Here is a 16,787-nt window from a genome sequence, read left to right on the forward strand (position 1 = left end):
TTTCTTTATCTCGATATTTGTTATCGCGATAATCAAAAGCTAGCGCAGCTTTTAACCCTTGTCTACAAAAATCTTTATCGCGATAATATTTTTATGTTAGAAGCATTCCAGAAAACGGACCGCACGAGACAGACCATGCCGGACAATAAGCCCTATCCACTCGATGAACAGCTGTGTTTTTCGCTCTATGCAGCCAACATCGCCATCAACCGCACCTACAAACCGATGCTTGATGCAATGGGCATAACCTACCCGCAATACCTCGTCCTGAGCACGCTGTCGGAAAATGATGGCAGCACGGTCGGCACGATCGCAGACCGACTGTCGCTGGAATCGAGCACCATCACCCCTCCGGTCAAACGGCTCGAACAAGCGGGCTTCGTTGAACGCAGCCGCAGCAAAGAAGACGAGCGTCAGGTGCATGTCTGGCTCACAGAAGCCGGCCACGCGCTGGTCGACCAAAGCCAGTGTCTCGGACAGGCGCTGCTGGAGCGGTCGGGCATGAGCCTGAAGGAATTCTCCACCTTCAACCGCCAGGTCCAGGCTCTGATCGGAGCACTTGAGGGCAGTTCATAAGAATTGCCTGAAACGCGTGATTTTTAGAGTTCTCGTCCGATCCAGCGCGACAACCCACGGCATTTTCACAAAAACGATAAAAATCGATGCCGGATTGATATCTTCTTGCGGAATCCCGGCCGAATTTTTACACAGTTTGCTGCCGCCCACCGAAAGCCAAATATGGCTCGGCACGGCATCGTCCGCATCGCTTGCTTCGTTTTTGGCGCGAACCCAGGGAGGAACTCTTGGGGCTCGGAAGACGGCAGGTTCGAGATGCGACGTTGACCGCGGGCTTTTCCGGCCCCACCCAAGGAGACCAAAATGAACCTCAAGACATTTCTGGGCGCCACTGCCCTCGCCTCGCTTTCCTTCGCTTCGCTGGCGCATGCCGATATCGTCATCGGCCTCATCGCGCCGCTGACCGGCCCGGTTGCCGCTTATGGCGACCAGGTGAAGAACGGCGCCGAGACGGCGATCGCCGAAATCAACAAGAAGGGCGGCATTCTCGGCGAGAAGGTCGTGCTGAAGACCGCCGATGACGCCGCCGAGCCCAAGCAGGGCGTTTCCGCCGCCAACCAGATCGTCGGCGAAGGCATCCGCTTCGTGGTCGGCCCGGTCACCTCGGGCGTCGCCATGCCGGCTTCCGACGTGCTGGCTGAAAACGGCGTGCTGATGGTCACCCCGACCGCGACGACCCCCGCCCTCACCACCCGCGGCCTGACCAACGTGCTGCGCACCTGCGGCCGTGACGACCAGCAGGCCGTGGTTGCCGCCAACTATGTCGTGAAGAACCTCAAGGGCAAGAAGGTCGCCATCATCAACGACAAGGGCGCCTATGGCAAAGGCCTCGCAGACGCTTTCAAGGCCGCAATCAATGCCGGCGGCGTAAAGGAAGTCGTCGACGATGCCGTCACCGCTGGCGATAAGGATTTCAGCGCTCTGACGACCCGCCTGAAGTCCGCGGGTGTCGAAGTCATTTATTTCGGCGGTTACCATCCGGAAGGCGGCCTGCTCGCCCGCCAGCTCTCCGATCTCGGCGTCAAGGCGACGATCATCGGCGGCGACGGCCTGTCGAACAGCGAATATTGGAATATCGGCACCAAGGCCGCCGCCGGCACGATCTTCACCAATGCATCCGACGCGACCAAGAACCCGGATTCCAAGGCTGCAGCCGAAGCGCTCGCCGCCCGCAACATCCCGGCCGAAGCTTTCACGCTGAACGCCTATGCCGCCGTCGAAGTCATCAAGGCCGGCATCGAGAAGGCCAAGAGTGCCAAGGATGCCGACGCCGTCGCCAAGGCGCTGAAGGGCGGCGAAGCCATCCCAACCGCCATCGGCAAACTCACCTACGGCGCAACCGGCGACCTTACCTCGCAGAGCTTCTCACTCTTCAAGTGGGAAGACGGCAAGATCGTCGCCGCCGAGTAAGATCGTTCAGATCGCAAAAAGAGCGGGCGCCTTCGGGCGCCCGTTTTATTTCCGGTGACGCCTGTAGCATCCTCCTCCGTCATGCTCTGTCTTGTACCGGGCATCTGTCCACATCAAACGTGGTTAGATCCTCACCAGAGGGGCGAGAATGACGTCGAACAAACCCGCCCAAGCCCGCTCCGCTCTGGCGCCCCCTATGCCGGAACGTATGTCAGCCGGATCACGTCCGCGCCAAACCGGTCGCTCGCCACAAGCCGTAGCGGCGGTCGCGGACCGGCGAAGAACGGCTTGCCGTGACCGACGACATAGGGGTGAATATAAAGACGGTATTCATCGACAAGGCCAAGCTCAGTCATGCCTTGCGCCAGTTCGGGTCCGGCAACTTCGATCTCGCCATCCAGCCGATCTTTCAAACCGCGCACCGCTGTCTCAAGATCGTCAGAGATCAAGGTGGCGTTCGGCCCGACCGATGTCAGGGTGCGCGACACGACCCATTTCGGCTGCTTCCGCCACGCTATCGCATACTCACGCCGTTCCTCGTCCCATTCGGGATGTTCTTCGTCCCAATAGCGCATCACCTCATACATGCGGCGGCCATAAAGGCAGCCGGCCAAACTGCTTATGTCTTCGATGAAATGGCGAAAGAGCAAGGGATCCGGTGCGAATGCCGTATGATCAACATAACCATCCAGCGACTGATTCAAAGCGAATACGAGCTTTGCCATGTTGCAGGTTCTCCTCCCAAAGACCTTGCCGAAGCTACGCAGAAACGAAGCCGGTTACAATCTTGCAGGCTTCATCACCGACTAAACTGCTGAAGCCTCCCGCTTGGCCAACCTCCCGATCGCGGTCGACACTCTCGTCACTCGACATACACCGCCAATGTCCGCTTCAGCGTCTTCAACACGACGCTCGTCGTGAACTTCCGGATATTCGGGTTCATCTCCATCATCCGGTCCGCCAGCGCATCGAAATGTTCGACCGACTGAACGAGGATAACCAGCGTAAAATCGCCCCGTCCGGATGTACCCCAGGCCTCTTGCACTTCCGGCGTATCGGATACCCAGCGCAGGAAGGGCGGCATCAGTTCCGGCCGGTCGCGCTCCAGCTCCACCTCGACCAGCATGGATACCGCCGCGCCGACCTTTTTCGGATCGACGATCGAGACATCCCGCAGGATCACCTTGTCTTCCCGAAGTTTCTGGAGCCGTCGCTGCGCGGAGGATGGCGACAGGCCGACACGCTCGGCAAGTTCGTTCAGCGTGATCGTCGCATCCTGCTGCATTAGCTTGAGGATTTCGCGATCGGCCTTGGTTAGCGCCATGAGAAAAGTTCCTGGTTTTGAAATACTCATCGGGAAATATTCCTGATCAAAGGCACAACTTCGGGAATCTCACCGGATTTTCGCTGGCATCTTAACGCCATGACACAGAACCAGCCACACCCTACCGCTGACGGTATCCTCGCTGCCTCCAGAAGCATCAATCCCGTCTTTTTGAACAGCCCGCTGATCGAACAGCAGACGGCCAATACCGCGCTCGGCGTCCGTCTCTTTGCCAAAGTGGAAACGCTGAACCCGATCCGATCCTTCAAGGGACGTGGCACGGACTGGTGGATGCAGAACGAGCCACTGGGAGATCATCCGGTAGTCTCCGCCTCCGCCGGCAATTTCGGCCAGGGCCTCGCCTACGCCGGACGGGCACGCGGCCGCAAGGTGGTGATCTTTTCCGCCACCACCGCCAACCCCGGCAAGGTGGAAGCGATGCGTCGGCTCGGTGCCGAAGTGCGACTGGAAGGCAGCGACTTCGATGCCGCCAAGGCAGCCGCCCGCGCCTATGCCGAAACACACGGCTGCCCCTTCGTGGAAGACGGCGCGCTGCGCCCTATAGCCGAAGGTGCAGGCACGATCGCGCTGGAAATCACCGAACGCCTCGACCGCCAGGCCATCAACCTCGACGCCATCCTCGTGCCGCTCGGAAACGGTGCCCTGCTGACCGGCATCGGCACCTGGATCCGCGCCAAGGCGCCGAACTGCAAGGTGATCGGCGTCGTCGCCTCCAATGCACCGGCTATGAAACAGTCCTGGGAAACCGGCCGGCTGATCTCCACCGAAACCGCCGCCACCGCCGCCGACGGCATCGCCGTGCGCGAATGCGTGCCTTATGCGCTGGACTGCATGAAAACCACGGTCGATGATGTCTGGGAAGCGAGCGAGGCGGCAATCCGTGAAGCGCGCGATTTCTGCCGCATCCACTATGGCCTCGTCGTCGAGGAAGCCGGTGTCGCCGGCATTGCCGGGCTTCTGGAAAACGGTGCTCCCCTCAAAGGCAAAACGGTCGCCACCATCCTTTGCGGCGGCAATGTCCGCGCCGGTATCGCCTGATCTCCCGCACCTATCAATCGCCTCTCCCAGTTTTTACACTGAACAGCTAGGTTAGGCGATTGATTCAGCGCGAGGAGCCGCCATGACCAACCGCCTCGAAACCCTTATCGACCAGGGCACCGGCCGCGAACCGGCCGATATCGTGCTGAAATACGGCCGGTTCTTCGATCTGGTGACCGGAGAAATGATCACCTCCGACATCGCCATCTGCGGCGACCGGATCGTCGGCACCTGCGGTACCTACAAGGGCAAGACCGAAATCGACATCTCGGGAAAGATCGTCGTGCCGGGTTTCATCGACACGCATCTGCACATCGAATCCTCGCTCGTCACCCCGCATGAATTCGACCGCTGCGTATTACCCTATGGCGTGACGACCGCGATCTGCGATCCGCACGAGATCGCCAATGTCATCGGCGCCGAGGGCATAAAATTCTTCCTGGAGTCCTCGCTCGAAACCATCATGGATATCCGCGTTCAGCTCTCCTCCTGCGTACCCGCCACGCATCTGGAAACCGCTGGCGCCGACCTGCCGATCGAAAAGCTGCTGCCCTTCCGTAACCACCCAAAGGTCATCGGCCTTGCCGAGTTCATGAATTTCCCGGGCGTCATCCACAAGGATCCGGTCTGCCTCGCCAAGCTGGACGCCTTTTACGGCGACCATATCGACGGCCACGCCCCGCTGCTTCGCGGCAACGACCTGAACGGTTATCTCGCCGCCGGCATCCGCACCGAGCACGAATGCACCACCGCCGAAGAAGCGCTCGAAAAGATCCGCAAGGGCATGCATATCCTGGTGCGCGAAGGATCCGTCTCGAAAGACCTGCACGCCCTGATGCCTATTATCACCGAGCGCCTGTCGCCCTATCTGGCGCTCTGCACCGACGACCGCAACCCGCTCGACATCGCCGAGCAGGGTCATCTCGACTATATGATCCGCACCGCGATCAAGAACGGCATCGAGCCGTTGGCGATCTATCGCGCCGCTTCGATCTCGGCGGCAAAAGCCTTCGGCCTGCGCGACCGCGGCCTCGTCGCCCCCGGTTGGCGGGCCGATCTTGTTGTCATCGATACGCTCGCCAACTGCAAGGCGGAGATGGTCTTTTCCGCCGGCCGCAAGGTGACACCGGAACTGTTCGACACCCGCAAGCCCGTCGCGCCCGTCGGCCTCGACAGCGTCAAGGCTCGACCGGTTCAGGCTATGCATTTCGGCGTGCCGACGACCGAAGGCGAGACGCCGGTCATCGGCGTCATGCCCGGCAAGATTATCACCGAACACCGCCGCTACCGGCTTCCCTCGAAGGGCAACCAGACCGACCTCGATCTTTCCCGCGACATCATCAAGGTCGCCGTCATCGAGCGGCATGGCAAGAACGGCAACCATGCCAATGGTTTCGTTCAGGGTTTCGGGCTGAAGAAAGGCGCTATCGCCTCCACCGTCGGGCATGACAGCCACAATATCTGCGTCGTCGGCGTCAACGAGGACGATATGGCGCTGGCGGCCAATCGGCTTGGCGAAATCCACGGCGGTTTTGTGGTGGTGGAAGACGGCAAGGTCACCGGCGAAATCGCCCTGCCCATCGCCGGCCTGATGAGCCTCGAGCCCTACGAAGTGGTCCGCGACACGCTGCACCACTTGAGAAAGGCGGCTTATGCCCTTGGAACACAACTCGAAGAACCGTTCCTGCAAGTCGCCTTCCTGCCGCTGCCGGTCATCCCGCACCTGAAGATTTCCGACAAGGGCATGGTGGATGTCGACCGGTTCATGCTGATTTGAGACTGCTTTGCGATTGGCGACTGACCGATTATATTCGTCGCGAACGAGGTCAGACCCATGACCAAGCTTGAGCAGATCGAAAAATCAGTCTCAGAACTCGCCCCGAAGGAATTTGAGGCCTTTTCTGCATGGTTCGAAGAATTTCAGGCAGCCCGCTGGGATGAGCGGATCGCAGCCGACTCGGGCGCAGGCAAACTCGACGCATTGGCGGATAAGGCCCTTGCCGATTTCCGCGCAGGAAAGACGCGGTCGTTGTGAAACACCACGCAACGGTCGCGTTCTGGGACGAATACGACCGGCTGCCGCAGCACATTCAAAAACTCGCCGATGACAATTTCGAGCTTCTGAAAAGCGATCCGAGACCCCCATCCCTGCATTTCAAACGAATCGGCCGTTTCTGGTCGGCCAGAGTTGGAAAGTCCTGGAGGCTTTGGCCATCCAGAACGGAGAGGATTTCATCTGGTTCTGGATCGGCTCTCACGCCGATTACGACAGGCTGATCGGCTGACTACCTCCGCCGAAATACCATGCCTCCGTGATACAGCACGCCGTCGCGGAAATCGCCGTCGGCGGTGAAGCCGGTATCGTCCTTGTAGTCGATATGGTCACCCTTGACCCAGTATTGACCCTCATAGGCCCGCTCGCGAGTGCCGCGTGCCTCGACATATCGTCCGTTCGGCAGGAGCTCGTGACGGACATGATTGTCATCCGTCACCCACATGCCGGCATAGGGATGGTCGCTCATGATCTTTTCCTCGTCTTTTATGTCGTGCGCGAAGGCCGTCAACGTCGCGATGAATGTGATGGAAGCCGCAAGCGCTGCGAATGTCAGCAGGCTGCGCGCGCCACGGCTCGCCGGAAGCGCGCGCCTAACCATTGAGATAGGTCCGGCGAAGCGTCCGTCGCGGCGGGAATGCTTCATCTTGGCCGGGCCGTTGAGATAGGTGAGAACCTTGTGATCCCAATGGGCAAGCCACCGGAAGGGGCTTTCAAGCAGGTGCTGGAAGTTCGCCATGACCATCTCCTTTTCCGTCCGTCTTTCTCGATTGGACGCGAGGGAATATGGGGGAAGGCTTCGATCATGCGGTAGATCAGTCCTCCGGCATGACTGCACAATCCTCCGAAGCCGATTTGAAATGCTGGCGCGAGCCACTTATCTGATCCATACCACAGCACAGAAATCGCTGCTTTCCAGAGGCATTGCGGAACCGTCAGGAGTTTCAGATGGACAGGCTCGCTCAGCTCGCCAGCTTGATTGCACAAAACACCGATGAGGACGGCGTCTTCGAAACCGCAATACCGCGCCTGTCGGTGATCCGCATGTCGACGCCGACCGAGCCCCTGCATGTCCTTCACCAGCCAGCCGTCTGTATCATTGCGCAGGGTGCCAAACAGGTCATGCTGGCCGACGAGATCTTTCGCTATACGCCGGGCCAGTATCTCGTCGTATCGGTCGATATGCCGGTCACCGGCCAGGTTCTGGAGGCGACGGAGGATGAGCCCTATCTCTGCCTCCGCCTCGATCTCGACTTGAAGCTTTTAAGCGACATGCTGGTCGAGATGCCGGACGCCTTCAACGCCCCGGCCAGCCGCTGCAAATGCATCGGCCTCAGCCACACGACGACGGAATTCCTCGACGCCGCGATCCGCCTGGCCCAGCTTATGGAGCGGCCGGACGAGATCGCCTTTCTTGCCCCGCTCATCGAACGCGAGCTGATGTTCCGGCTGCTGCGCGGCGGTCAGGCGCAGATGATCCGCCAGATCCTTTCGCCGGAAAGCCGGCTGCAGCAGGTCAATCGAGCGATCGCCTGGATTCGGCAGAATTACGCCGGCTCGTTCTCCATCGAGCAGGTGGCGAGCGAAGCGCGCATGAGCACTTCTTCCCTGCATGAGCATTTCCGTCAAGTGACCGCCATGAGCCCGCTGCAATATCAAAAGCAGCTTCGCCTGCAGGAAGCCCGCCGGCTGATCCTCGGCGGCGCCCTGGATGCCGCCACCGCCGCCCACCAGGTCGGTTACGACAGTCCTTCCCAATTCAGCCGCGAATATCGTCGCCTGTTCGGCGCTCCCCCGATCCAGGACATCACCCGCCTGCGCAACGAACCGGCACGCTACGCCCAGGCCTAAAATCACCAGCTCATCGCTTTCCACGAAAAACATTCAACCAATCGGTTGACAATCGAAATCCATATCTGCATATTCAACCACATGGTTGAATTACGCACACAACAGATCGACACAGTCTTCCACGCGCTCAGCGATGCTACCCGTCGTCGCATGCTGCGTGAGCTTGCGGATGGCGAACGCACCGTGAGCCAGCTGGCTGAGCCGCATGAAATGTCGCTCGCCGCCGCTTCGAAACATATCAAGGTGTTGGAAGGCGCCGGCCTGATCCGCAGGGAGATCCACGGCCGCACCCATCTCTGCCGTCTCGAGGCAGCCCCACTCGCCACGGCGCACCAATGGCTCGCCTTCTACGAACGTTTCTGGACCAACCGGCTCGACATCCTCGAACGCCTGCTTCGCGAGGATGCTCGCAAGGACGCCGAGGCGAAGGCCAGCAAATCCACCGCCCCCCAGACCTCTGAAACCGAACCCAAACCAAAAACAGGAGAAGACCAATGAACGACATGACGTTGTCCAATGGCTTTGGTGTCGTCACCGAGCCCCTTACCCTTCAAATCCAGCGCCGGTTGCCCGGCACGATCGAGCACGTCTGGTCCTATTTCGCCGACAGTGAGCTGCGCCGCCGCTGGCTGGCCTCCGGCATCATTCCGGAAGCTCCGGGCGGTTCCTTCGAACTGACCTGGCGCAATGACGAACTGACCGGCACGGCCGAAGGCAAGCCGGAAGGTTTTCCCGACGAGCACAAGATGACCGCCGAGCTCCTGGAACTCGATCCGCCGCACCGCCTCGTCTTCACCTGGCCGCCACGTGGCGAGGTCTCATTCGAGCTTAAACCGGTCGGCTCCGAAGTCCTGCTGACCGTTACCCACAAGCGCATTTCCGATCGCAAGAACATGATCATGGTCGGCGCCGGCTGGCACATGCATCTCGACATCCTCGTCGCCCGCGTGAGCGGCAAGACGCCGGAAGCGTTTTGGACGGGGTGGTCGCGTCTGAAGGAAGATTATGACCGGCTCATTCCCGCGGAGTGATCCTCGTTGCCGCGATCTCCCTTCTTCCCCCTTGCGGGGAAGATGTCAGCGGAGCTGACAGATGGGGGTGGTGCCACATACTCGACGTTAGAAAGCGCTGAACCACCCCCCTCTGTCGCCTCTGGCGACATCTCCCCCCGCAAGGGGGGAGAAAGGAGATCAATAAAACCCTCGGAGAAACTTCATGACCAGACCCTTCACAGGCGGCTGCGCCTGCGGCGCTGTGCGCTACCAAGTCTCAGGCGAACCCATCGCCATGCTGGATTGCCAATGCCGCCAGTGCCAGCGGGAGAGCGGCACCGGCCACGCCTCCCACCTCACCTTCGCCAATGCAGAGGTGAAACTCGAAGGCCAACCGACCTGCTGGGAAGCGACCGGCGACGGCGGCACGGTCAAGCGCCGCGCCTTCTGCCCTACCTGCGGCTCGCCGGTCTACATGTCCTTTCCCGCCGCGCCCGACTATTTCGTCATCCGCGCCGCGAGCCTGGACGAACCCGAGCGCTACCAGCCGAACATGGTCGTCTGGACCGATGCGGCCTGGGCCTGGGACCATGTCGATCCGACGTCAACGAAGTTTGCTCGCATGCCACCGGCGGGCTGAGCGCCCGCCTCACATCAAGATGCATCAAACCCGGGCGCAGAACACGTCCAGCGCATCGAGTTTCACGGCTCCCTTTTCCATCTTCGACACGAAGCCCGGCAGGTTGACCGGCAGAATTTCGCCGAGCCGTTTCGGCAGGGTAAAATCCTGTGCTTGGCGGGTCAGGTTGAAGACGAATAGCAGCTTTTCGCCGCCCTTCTCGCGCACGAAGGCGAGCAGGTCCTGATTGGTATCGAGGAAGGTCATGTCGCCGTCGATCAGCGGCGGGTGCGCCTTGCGGAAGGCGAGCGCCGCCCGATAGTGCTCCAGCACGGAGCCGGACACGCCCTCCTGCGCATCGACGGCGCGGTTGGCGTGATTGCTCGGCACCGGCAGCCATGTCTTGGAACCGGTCGTAAAGCCCGCATGCGGCTCGTTTGCGTCCCACACCATCGGCGTGCGGCATCCGTCGCGCCCCTTGAAGGCCGGCCAGAAGCGAATACCGTAAGGATCGCGCAGATCCTCGAACGAAAGCTCCGCTTCCGTCAAGCCAAGCTCCTCGCCCTGGTAAAGGCAGATCGAGCCGCGCAGCACGGAAAGCAGCGTGATCGACAGCTTCGCAACGTGATCCTGCTCGTCCGGCGTCTCGATGAACCGGGTCACATGGCGGATGACGTCGTGGTTGGAAAACGCCCAGCAGACCCAGCCGTTCGAAACCGTGTCGGCCACCGTCGTCATCACCTTGCGGATATAGCCCGCATCGAAGGCCGGTCCGAGGAAGTCGAACGTGTAGCACATATGCAGCTTGTCATTGCCGGTCGTATAGAGCGCCAGCGTCGACAAGGATCGCGGACCGTCGCCCACTTCACCGACCGTCGCCCTGCCCTCATAGGTATCGAGCAGCGCGCGCAGCCGCTTCAGAAAGCCGATATTTTCCGGCTGGGTCTTGTCGTAGAGATGGTTCTGCATGGAATAGGGATTGGTGTCCGTCTCCATGCCCGCGCCTTCGGTGTCGTAGACCATCGGCGGATTGCTGCGTAGCTGCTTGTCGTGGAAATAGTAATTCACGGTATCGAGCCGGAAACCGTCGACGCCGCGGTCCATCCAGAATTTCACGGCATCCAGCACCGCGTCCTGCACTTCCGGATTGTGGAAGTTGAGATCCGGCTGCGAGATCAGGAAGTTGTGCATGTAATATTGCTTACGCACGCCATCCCATTCCCAGCCCGGACCGCCAAAGATCGACAGCCAGTTGGTCGGCGCCGTGCCGTCCGGCTTCGGATCGGCCCAGACATACCAGTCGGCCTTGGGATTGGTGCGGCTCGCCCGGCTTTCCACGAACCACGGGTGCCGGTCGGATGTGTGCGAGATGACCTGGTCAATGATCACCTTGAGGCCGAGGCGGTGCGCCTCCTGCATCATCTCGTCGAAATCCTCGAGCGTGCCGAACATCGGATCGACGTTGCAATAATCCGAAACGTCATAGCCCATGTCGGCCATCGGCGAGGTGAAGAAGGGCGACAGCCAGATGGCGTCGACACCGAGCGAAGCGACATGCGGCAGGCGCTGGGTAATGCCCTTGATATCGCCGAGCCCGTCGCCGGTCGTATCCTGGAAGGACCGCGGATAGATCTGATAGATCACCGCGCCGCGCCACCAGTTCGCATCAACGTCAGCCTTGGCCGCCTTTGCCGCTTGCGTCGCCATGTTCGACTCTCCTTGCCTCTTTTGTTCCAAGCCCAACCTAGAGCCGGAACATTAAAAGACAACGCAAAAACAAGGCATGACACGCCCTTGTCACGGGCTTCGCTTCGGCCTATGCGATTTTGGCAAGCACTGGAGGAATGTCATTGGGCGGAAAGCTTCTTTCGATCGGCGAATGCATGGTGGAACTGTCGCAGGCCGGCGAAGGCCTGCTGCGCAAGGGCTTTGCCGGCGATACGCTCAACACCGCCTGGTATGCCCGCGCCTGCCTGCCCGATGATTGGTCGGTCGATTATTTCACCGCCGTCGGTGATGATCCGCTGTCTTCCGAAATGCTGGAGATGATGCAGGGTGCAGGCATCGGCACTGGCCATATCCGCCGCATCGCAGGCAAGACGCCTGGCCTTTACCTGATCACCCTGAAAAACGGCGAACGCACATTCAGCTACTGGCGCGATACCGCCGCCGCCAAGAAGCTCGCCGACGACGCCGATCATCTGCGCACCGCGGTGGAGACCGCCGACATCGTTTATTTCTCCGGCATCACGCTTGGCATCCTGGCACCGGAAGCGGTCGAGACGCTGCTCTCGGAACTGCGCCGCGCCAAGGCCGCCGGCAAGACGGTTGCCTTCGACCCGAACATCCGCCCGCGGCTGTGGCCCAACAAGGATTACATGCTGAAGACGATCGAAGACGGCGCTCGTGCCGCCACGCTCGTCCTGCCGAGCTTCGACGACGAAACCACCCATTTCGGCGACAAGACGGTTGCCGAGACCATCGCTCGTTATCATGCGCTCGGCGTCGAGAACGTCGTCGTCAAGAATGGCGCGGAAGGCGCGACCCTGAGCTTCGGCGGCACGGCGGCTACCCACGCTCCGGCAGTCAAAACGGCCCAGGTGGTGGATACCACCAGCGCCGGCGACAGCTTCAATGGGGGTTTTCTCTCTCGCCTCGTGCGCGGCGCCCCCCCCGCCGAAGCCGCGGCCTACGGCGCTTCGGTCGCATCGGTGGTGATCGGCCACCATGGTGCGCTGATCAACCCGGAGCTTTTGCCGCAGTAAACAACTGCCACAAGCGCCCCCGAACTACGCCATATCGGTGTGTATGAAATCCTCGCCCTTGTACGCGATCTTCTGCCCAACGCTTGCAGCACAGGCATAGGTGAAGCAATCACCGAGATTGAGCTTTGCCTTGTGCCCAACAAGCTTGCCATAGCGCATGGCGACGTGGCGCGCTGCCAGACCGATTTCGGGTGATATCGAAACCTCTTCGGCTGCCAGCGCTTCGATAAACTGATCGACTGCCGCTCCCGCCTGAAGCAAAATATCGGCAGTCGGTCGGCTGTCTTTGCGAGTTGCTTCGGCCTTCGCGCGTGCCAGCGAAAGGCTGGCCTCCATCCTTACCATCGGCGAGACATAGAATTGCCCGCGGACGTCATCGAGGCGGGCCATCCACTGATCGGCATCCTCTTCCGGCTTCAGGATTGCGACGATCACCGAGGCATCGAGAAACATCAAAGATCATCCCAGAGTTCGTCGGAAAAAGCCTTCTGATCGAAATTCGGACTGGACGGACCAATCGCGTCAGCCATCGCTCGCGCCTTCGCCAGACGCTCGCGAACTGGCACAGCGCTCCTCGCGCGCTCCAGTTCATGCCGAAGCGCCACGCGTAAAGCCTCAGTCTTGGTCGGCGCTCGTAACAGCTGCTGGAGCTCTATCGTCATTTCGGCGATTTCTTCGTCGCGTACGAAAAGAGGCATGTGATATCTCCTGTGGCGAGTTGAGATATCACGAGCCCGGCCAGTCAACAACATCGCTGGATGAGCTGCGCCCTACTTCATCATCTTCCTGTTACAAACTTTTCTCATAGAAGGCTGAAAACGCTTCTGAAGGCGCGAGTCGCCAGCGGGCGGTAACGAGGCTCGGTTCGTCGCATGACCAGAATCACCATCGTCACGGATGCCTGGTATCCTCAAGTGAACGGTGTCGTCCGCTCGATCGAGAACACCAATCGCGAACTGGCCACCATGGGCGTCGACGTGGTCATGGTGACGCCGCAGGAGTTTCACAGCGTCCCCTGCCCCACCTATCCAGAAATCCGCCTTTCGGTCACCACCTACGGCCACGTGGCCGCCGCGATCGAGGCTTCGCAGCCGACGGCGGTGCATATCGCCACCGAAGGCCCGCTCGGGCTTCTCGCCCGCCGCTGGTGCGTCAAGAACAACATCGCCTTTTCGACCAGCTACCATACCCGCTTCCCGGAATATGTCGCGGCCCGCCTGCCGGTGCCGATCCGCTGGCTGCAGGCCTTCGTCCGCTGGTTCCACAATGCCGGCAACGGCTGCATGGTGGCGACCGGCAGCCTGGAGCGTGAACTGTCCAAACTCGGCATCAAGAACCTGCTCCGCTGGAGCCGCGGTATCGACCAGACGGTCTTTCATCCGATGGAACTCGACGAGCGCCCGTTTGACCTGCCGCGTCCGATCTTCATGACAGTCGGCCGCGTCGCAGTGGAAAAGAACCTGCCGGCCTTCCTCGACCTCGATCTGCCCGGCTCCAAGGTCGTCGTCGGCGACGGCCCCGCCCGTGCCGACCTGCAGAAGCGTTATCCGAATGTACTCTTCACCGGCATGAAGACCGGCGAGGATCTTGCACGCGCCTACGCCCAGGCGGATGTTTTCGTCTTCCCGTCGAAGACCGACACGTTCGGCAATACGATCCTCGAAGCGCTGGCGAGCGGCGTGCCGGTTGCAGCCTATCCGGTCACCGGACCGGTCGATATCATCGAAGAGGGATCGGGCGCCGGTGCGCTCAACGACGACCTGCGCGAAGCCTGCCTTACGGCGCTCGATTGCTCTCGCGACAACGCGCGCAAGCTGGCCCGCAACTTCACCTGGGAAGCAGCGTCGAAACAGTTCCTGAACAATGTGATGATCGCGCAGGGCCGCAGAACGGCACTGCCGAACCCGGCAAAACGCATCCGGCCTTCGACGGTCTAAGATCTCGGCAACGATGGAAAAATGGTTATTCCGGCCTATCCGAGCTTGCTGTCACGCCAGACGAAGAACGCGACGCAGCTGGCGCCAAGACAGATGGATGCCACGAGACCGGCAATGATCATGAAATTTTCCTCCCGACGCGGCTCCCGACCGCGCTTTAATGCCGCACTCGAACACGTCGAGTGAACAAAATCAATGCCGCATGCGCGTTTGCACCACGGTTACCGGGAAACGATGAGAGAAATAGCAGGATGGAAGGCACGCGCTATCCTGCAGCGAAACTCAGCCGCACGCTTTTGCAAATACGCTCGCGATAAAAAGCCGTCAGTTCAGACGTAGAGGTAGCGATCGCCAAATTCGACTTGGTCGGAAAGATTGCCCGAACCGATCCGGTCGCTTTCGCCGGAAAGCTGGGCAGTGCCGCCGGCAGGTGCTGCCTGGCCACCGGATTTGGCGGCATCCAGCTTCTCCAGCTGCGCTTCGAGCGCATCGATCTCGCTCTGAAGCGATTGCTTCGCTGCCTCGTCCTTCGATTGAGCGAGCTCGGCCTTCTTGGCAGCGATCTGCGCCTCGACATCCGATGCACTCGACGACGAGGATGATGTCGAGGAAACCGATCCGAGAAGCGTGGATGCGGCAGAGGAGGAAACGGCGCTGACCATGATGGACTCTCGTGTTTGAGCCCGCCGACAAGACCACCAAATGGTTAATGGCGTCTTATCAGATTAGAATTCCGGCAGATAATGACATCTGCCGGATGAAACTCAGCGCTTTTTCTTGCGTCCTTCGAACGGGTTCTCACCCGCCTTGAAATGGATGCGGATCGGCACGCCCGGGATCTCGAAATCGGCGCGCAATCCGTTGGTCAAATAGCGCACATAACTTTCCGGCAGGGCATCCGGCCGCGTACAGGAGACCATGAAGGCCGGCGGACGCGCCTTGACCTGGGTCATGTATTTGAGCTTCAGCCGGCGGCCGGAAACAGCCGGTGGCGGATGCTGGGTCTGGACGCTGTCGAGCCAACGGTTGAGCCGCGCGGTCGAGATACGCTTGTTCCACACCTTGTCGGTGTCGATAATGTTCTGCATCAGCCGGTCGAGCCCGTAGCCCGTCTGGCCGGAAATCGGCACAGCGCGAATGCCGCGCGCCTGCGGCAGCAACCGTTCGGTCTTTTCGCGCAGATCGGCCAGCACCGCCTGCGGATCTTCGACCAAATCCCACTTGTTGAAGGCAAGCACGGCGGCGCGGCCTTCGCGCAGCACCAGGTCGACGAGCTGCAGATCCTGCTTCTCGAACGGGATCGTCGCATCGAAAACGATTACCACCGTTTCCGCAAAGCGGATCGAGCGCAGCGAGTCGGCGACGGACAGCTTTTCGAGCTTTTCCTGGACGCGCGCCTTGCGGCGCATGCCGGCCGTGTCGAACATCTTGATCGTGCGGCCGCGCCAGTCCCATTCGACCGAAATCGAATCGCGCGTGATCCCGGCTTCCGGACCAGTCAGCAGCCGGTCCTCGCCAAGAAAGCGATTGATCAGCGTCGACTTGCCGGCATTCGGGCGTCCAATAATGGCGACGCGAAGCGGTTTGGTTTCGTCATATTCCGGCTCGATTTCGTCGGCCTCGTCGCCGATCACCGAGTCGCGAACGTCGATATTCGTTTCGGCCTCGTCCTCGCCGTCTTCGGGAAAGGCGCGATCCTTGCCGATCGCCTCGACGATCGCGTCACGCAGGTCGATCATGCCTTGACCGTGTTCGGCCGAGATCGGCACCGGTTCGCCAAGACCGAGCGTGTAAGCGTCATAGAAACCGCCGTCCGAACCGCGCGCTTCGGACTTGTTAGCGACCAGCACGACCGGCTTGCCGCTGCGGCGCAGAAGCTCGCCGAATGTCTTGTCGAGCGGCGTCAGGCCCGACTTGGCATCGACCACGAAAAGCGTCAGTTCCGCTTCGTCGATCGCCGCTTCCGTCTGGGCGCGCATACGGCCTTCGAGCGTGTCCGCCCCGGCCTCTTCCAGGCCTGCCGTGTCGATGATGGTGAAACGCAGATCGACGAGCTTGGCGTCGCCCGGGCGACGGTCGCGGGTAACCCCCGGTGTGTCGTCGACAAGCGCCAGCTTCTTTCCAACCAGACGGTTGAACAGCGTGGACTTTCCGACATTGGGGCGCCCGACGATGGCGACGGTGAAGCTCATCCTGTTTCC

The 16,787-nt window shown here is 60.6% G+C and carries 19 protein-coding genes; 11 read left to right on the forward strand and 8 right to left on the reverse strand.

Annotation, left to right across the window (positions count from 1 at the left end; genetic code table 11):
- The first annotated feature begins 135 nt into the window (after positions 1-135).
- Positions 136-576, forward strand: coding sequence for a MarR family winged helix-turn-helix transcriptional regulator (locus KX729_RS16660; RefSeq protein WP_219743582.1), 441 nt, complete (start codon positions 136-138; stop codon positions 574-576).
- 303 nt (positions 577-879) lie between these two features.
- On the forward strand, positions 880-1,986 hold the full coding sequence (locus KX729_RS16665; RefSeq protein ID WP_219743583.1) for a branched-chain amino acid ABC transporter substrate-binding protein: 1,107 nt from the start codon (positions 880-882) through the stop codon (positions 1,984-1,986).
- 194 nt (positions 1,987-2,180) lie between these two features.
- Here the strand turns inward: KX729_RS16665 and KX729_RS16670 are convergent, their stop codons facing one another.
- Both KX729_RS16670 and KX729_RS16675 read right to left on the reverse strand, forming a co-directional pair.
- The gene (locus KX729_RS16670; RefSeq protein WP_219743584.1) at positions 2,181-2,711 is read right to left on the reverse strand and encodes a dihydrofolate reductase family protein; all 531 of its coding nucleotides are present in this window, start codon (positions 2,709-2,711) and stop codon (positions 2,181-2,183) included.
- Positions 2,712-2,848: 137 nt separating this feature from the next.
- Entirely contained in the window at positions 2,849-3,310 is a 462-nt protein-coding gene (locus tag KX729_RS16675) for an Lrp/AsnC family transcriptional regulator (RefSeq protein WP_219743585.1), read from the reverse strand.
- A gap of 99 nt (positions 3,311-3,409) precedes the next feature.
- On the opposite strand from KX729_RS16675, the gene KX729_RS16680 reads away from it, so the two are divergent.
- The 3 genes from KX729_RS16680 to KX729_RS16690 all read left to right on the forward strand — a co-directional run bounded on the left by KX729_RS16680 (position 3,410) and on the right by KX729_RS16690 (position 6,404).
- Complete coding sequence (locus KX729_RS16680; RefSeq protein ID WP_219743586.1) at positions 3,410-4,369, forward strand: threonine ammonia-lyase; 960 nt, start codon at positions 3,410-3,412, stop codon at positions 4,367-4,369.
- Positions 4,370-4,451: 82 nt separating this feature from the next.
- Positions 4,452-6,146 carry an adenine deaminase gene (gene ade / locus KX729_RS16685; RefSeq protein ID WP_219743587.1) on the forward strand — a complete coding sequence of 565 codons (1,695 nt, stop codon included), beginning with the start codon at positions 4,452-4,454 and terminating at the stop codon, positions 6,144-6,146.
- Positions 6,147-6,203: 57 nt separating this feature from the next.
- Complete coding sequence (locus tag KX729_RS16690; protein ID WP_219743588.1) at positions 6,204-6,404, forward strand: hypothetical protein; 201 nt, start codon at positions 6,204-6,206, stop codon at positions 6,402-6,404.
- Between the two features lie 250 nt (positions 6,405-6,654).
- Here the strand turns inward: KX729_RS16690 and KX729_RS16695 are convergent, their stop codons facing one another.
- The gene (locus tag KX729_RS16695) at positions 6,655-7,023 is read right to left on the reverse strand and encodes an Atu4866 domain-containing protein (RefSeq protein ID WP_219743744.1); all 369 of its coding nucleotides are present in this window, start codon (positions 7,021-7,023) and stop codon (positions 6,655-6,657) included.
- A gap of 347 nt (positions 7,024-7,370) precedes the next feature.
- Here KX729_RS16695 and KX729_RS16700 point away from each other — a divergent pair, with 347 nt between their 5' ends.
- The 4 genes from KX729_RS16700 to KX729_RS16715 all read left to right on the forward strand — a co-directional run bounded on the left by KX729_RS16700 (position 7,371) and on the right by KX729_RS16715 (position 9,905).
- Entirely contained in the window at positions 7,371-8,273 is a 903-nt protein-coding gene (locus KX729_RS16700) for an AraC family transcriptional regulator (RefSeq protein ID WP_219743589.1), read from the forward strand.
- Positions 8,274-8,354: 81 nt separating this feature from the next.
- Positions 8,355-8,771 (forward strand): ArsR/SmtB family transcription factor, encoded by a 417-nt coding sequence (locus KX729_RS16705; protein WP_219743590.1) that lies wholly within the window; start codon positions 8,355-8,357, stop codon positions 8,769-8,771.
- Entirely contained in the window at positions 8,768-9,304 is a 537-nt protein-coding gene (locus KX729_RS16710; RefSeq protein WP_219743591.1) for an SRPBCC family protein, read from the forward strand. Before KX729_RS16705 ends, KX729_RS16710 begins: the two co-directional genes overlap by 4 nt.
- A 184-nt stretch (positions 9,305-9,488) precedes the next feature.
- Positions 9,489-9,905 carry a GFA family protein gene (locus KX729_RS16715; RefSeq protein WP_219743592.1) on the forward strand — a complete coding sequence of 139 codons (417 nt, stop codon included), beginning with the start codon at positions 9,489-9,491 and terminating at the stop codon, positions 9,903-9,905.
- A gap of 24 nt (positions 9,906-9,929) precedes the next feature.
- On the opposite strand, the gene bglA is transcribed toward KX729_RS16715, so the two are convergent.
- On the reverse strand, positions 9,930-11,591 hold the full coding sequence (gene bglA / locus KX729_RS16720) for a beta-galactosidase BglA (protein ID WP_219743593.1): 1,662 nt from the start codon (positions 11,589-11,591) through the stop codon (positions 9,930-9,932).
- A 143-nt stretch (positions 11,592-11,734) separates the two neighbouring features.
- Between bglA and KX729_RS16725 the strand changes: the two genes are divergently transcribed.
- Positions 11,735-12,649, forward strand: a complete 915-nt coding sequence (locus KX729_RS16725; protein ID WP_219743594.1) for a sugar kinase — start codon at positions 11,735-11,737, stop codon at positions 12,647-12,649.
- Between the two features lie 24 nt (positions 12,650-12,673).
- On the opposite strand, the gene KX729_RS16730 is transcribed toward KX729_RS16725, so the two are convergent.
- Together KX729_RS16730 and KX729_RS16735 are read right to left on the reverse strand one after the other, a co-directional pair.
- Positions 12,674-13,102, reverse strand: a complete 429-nt coding sequence (locus tag KX729_RS16730) for a type II toxin-antitoxin system VapC family toxin (protein WP_376775975.1) — start codon at positions 13,100-13,102, stop codon at positions 12,674-12,676.
- The gene (locus KX729_RS16735) at positions 13,102-13,347 is read right to left on the reverse strand and encodes a type II toxin-antitoxin system VapB family antitoxin (protein ID WP_219743596.1); all 246 of its coding nucleotides are present in this window, start codon (positions 13,345-13,347) and stop codon (positions 13,102-13,104) included. The genes KX729_RS16730 and KX729_RS16735 overlap by 1 nt, the downstream gene beginning before the upstream one ends.
- A gap of 174 nt (positions 13,348-13,521) precedes the next feature.
- Here KX729_RS16735 and KX729_RS16740 point away from each other — a divergent pair, with 174 nt between their 5' ends.
- Positions 13,522-14,586, forward strand: coding sequence for a glycosyltransferase family 4 protein (locus tag KX729_RS16740; RefSeq protein ID WP_219743597.1), 1,065 nt, complete (start codon positions 13,522-13,524; stop codon positions 14,584-14,586).
- 329 nt (positions 14,587-14,915) lie between these two features.
- Here the strand turns inward: KX729_RS16740 and KX729_RS16745 are convergent, their stop codons facing one another.
- Together KX729_RS16745 and der are read right to left on the reverse strand one after the other, a co-directional pair.
- A complete protein-coding gene (locus tag KX729_RS16745; protein ID WP_219743598.1) occupies positions 14,916-15,248 on the reverse strand; it encodes a hypothetical protein in 333 nt (110 codons plus the stop codon).
- A 102-nt stretch (positions 15,249-15,350) separates the two neighbouring features.
- On the reverse strand, positions 15,351-16,778 hold the full coding sequence (gene der, locus KX729_RS16750) for a ribosome biogenesis GTPase Der (RefSeq protein WP_219743599.1): 1,428 nt from the start codon (positions 16,776-16,778) through the stop codon (positions 15,351-15,353).
- Between the last annotated feature and the right edge of the window lie 9 nt (positions 16,779-16,787).

The sequence above is a fragment of the Neorhizobium populisoli genome (assembly GCF_019430945.1).
Classification (GTDB): Bacteria; Pseudomonadota; Alphaproteobacteria; order Rhizobiales; family Rhizobiaceae; genus Neorhizobium; species Neorhizobium populisoli.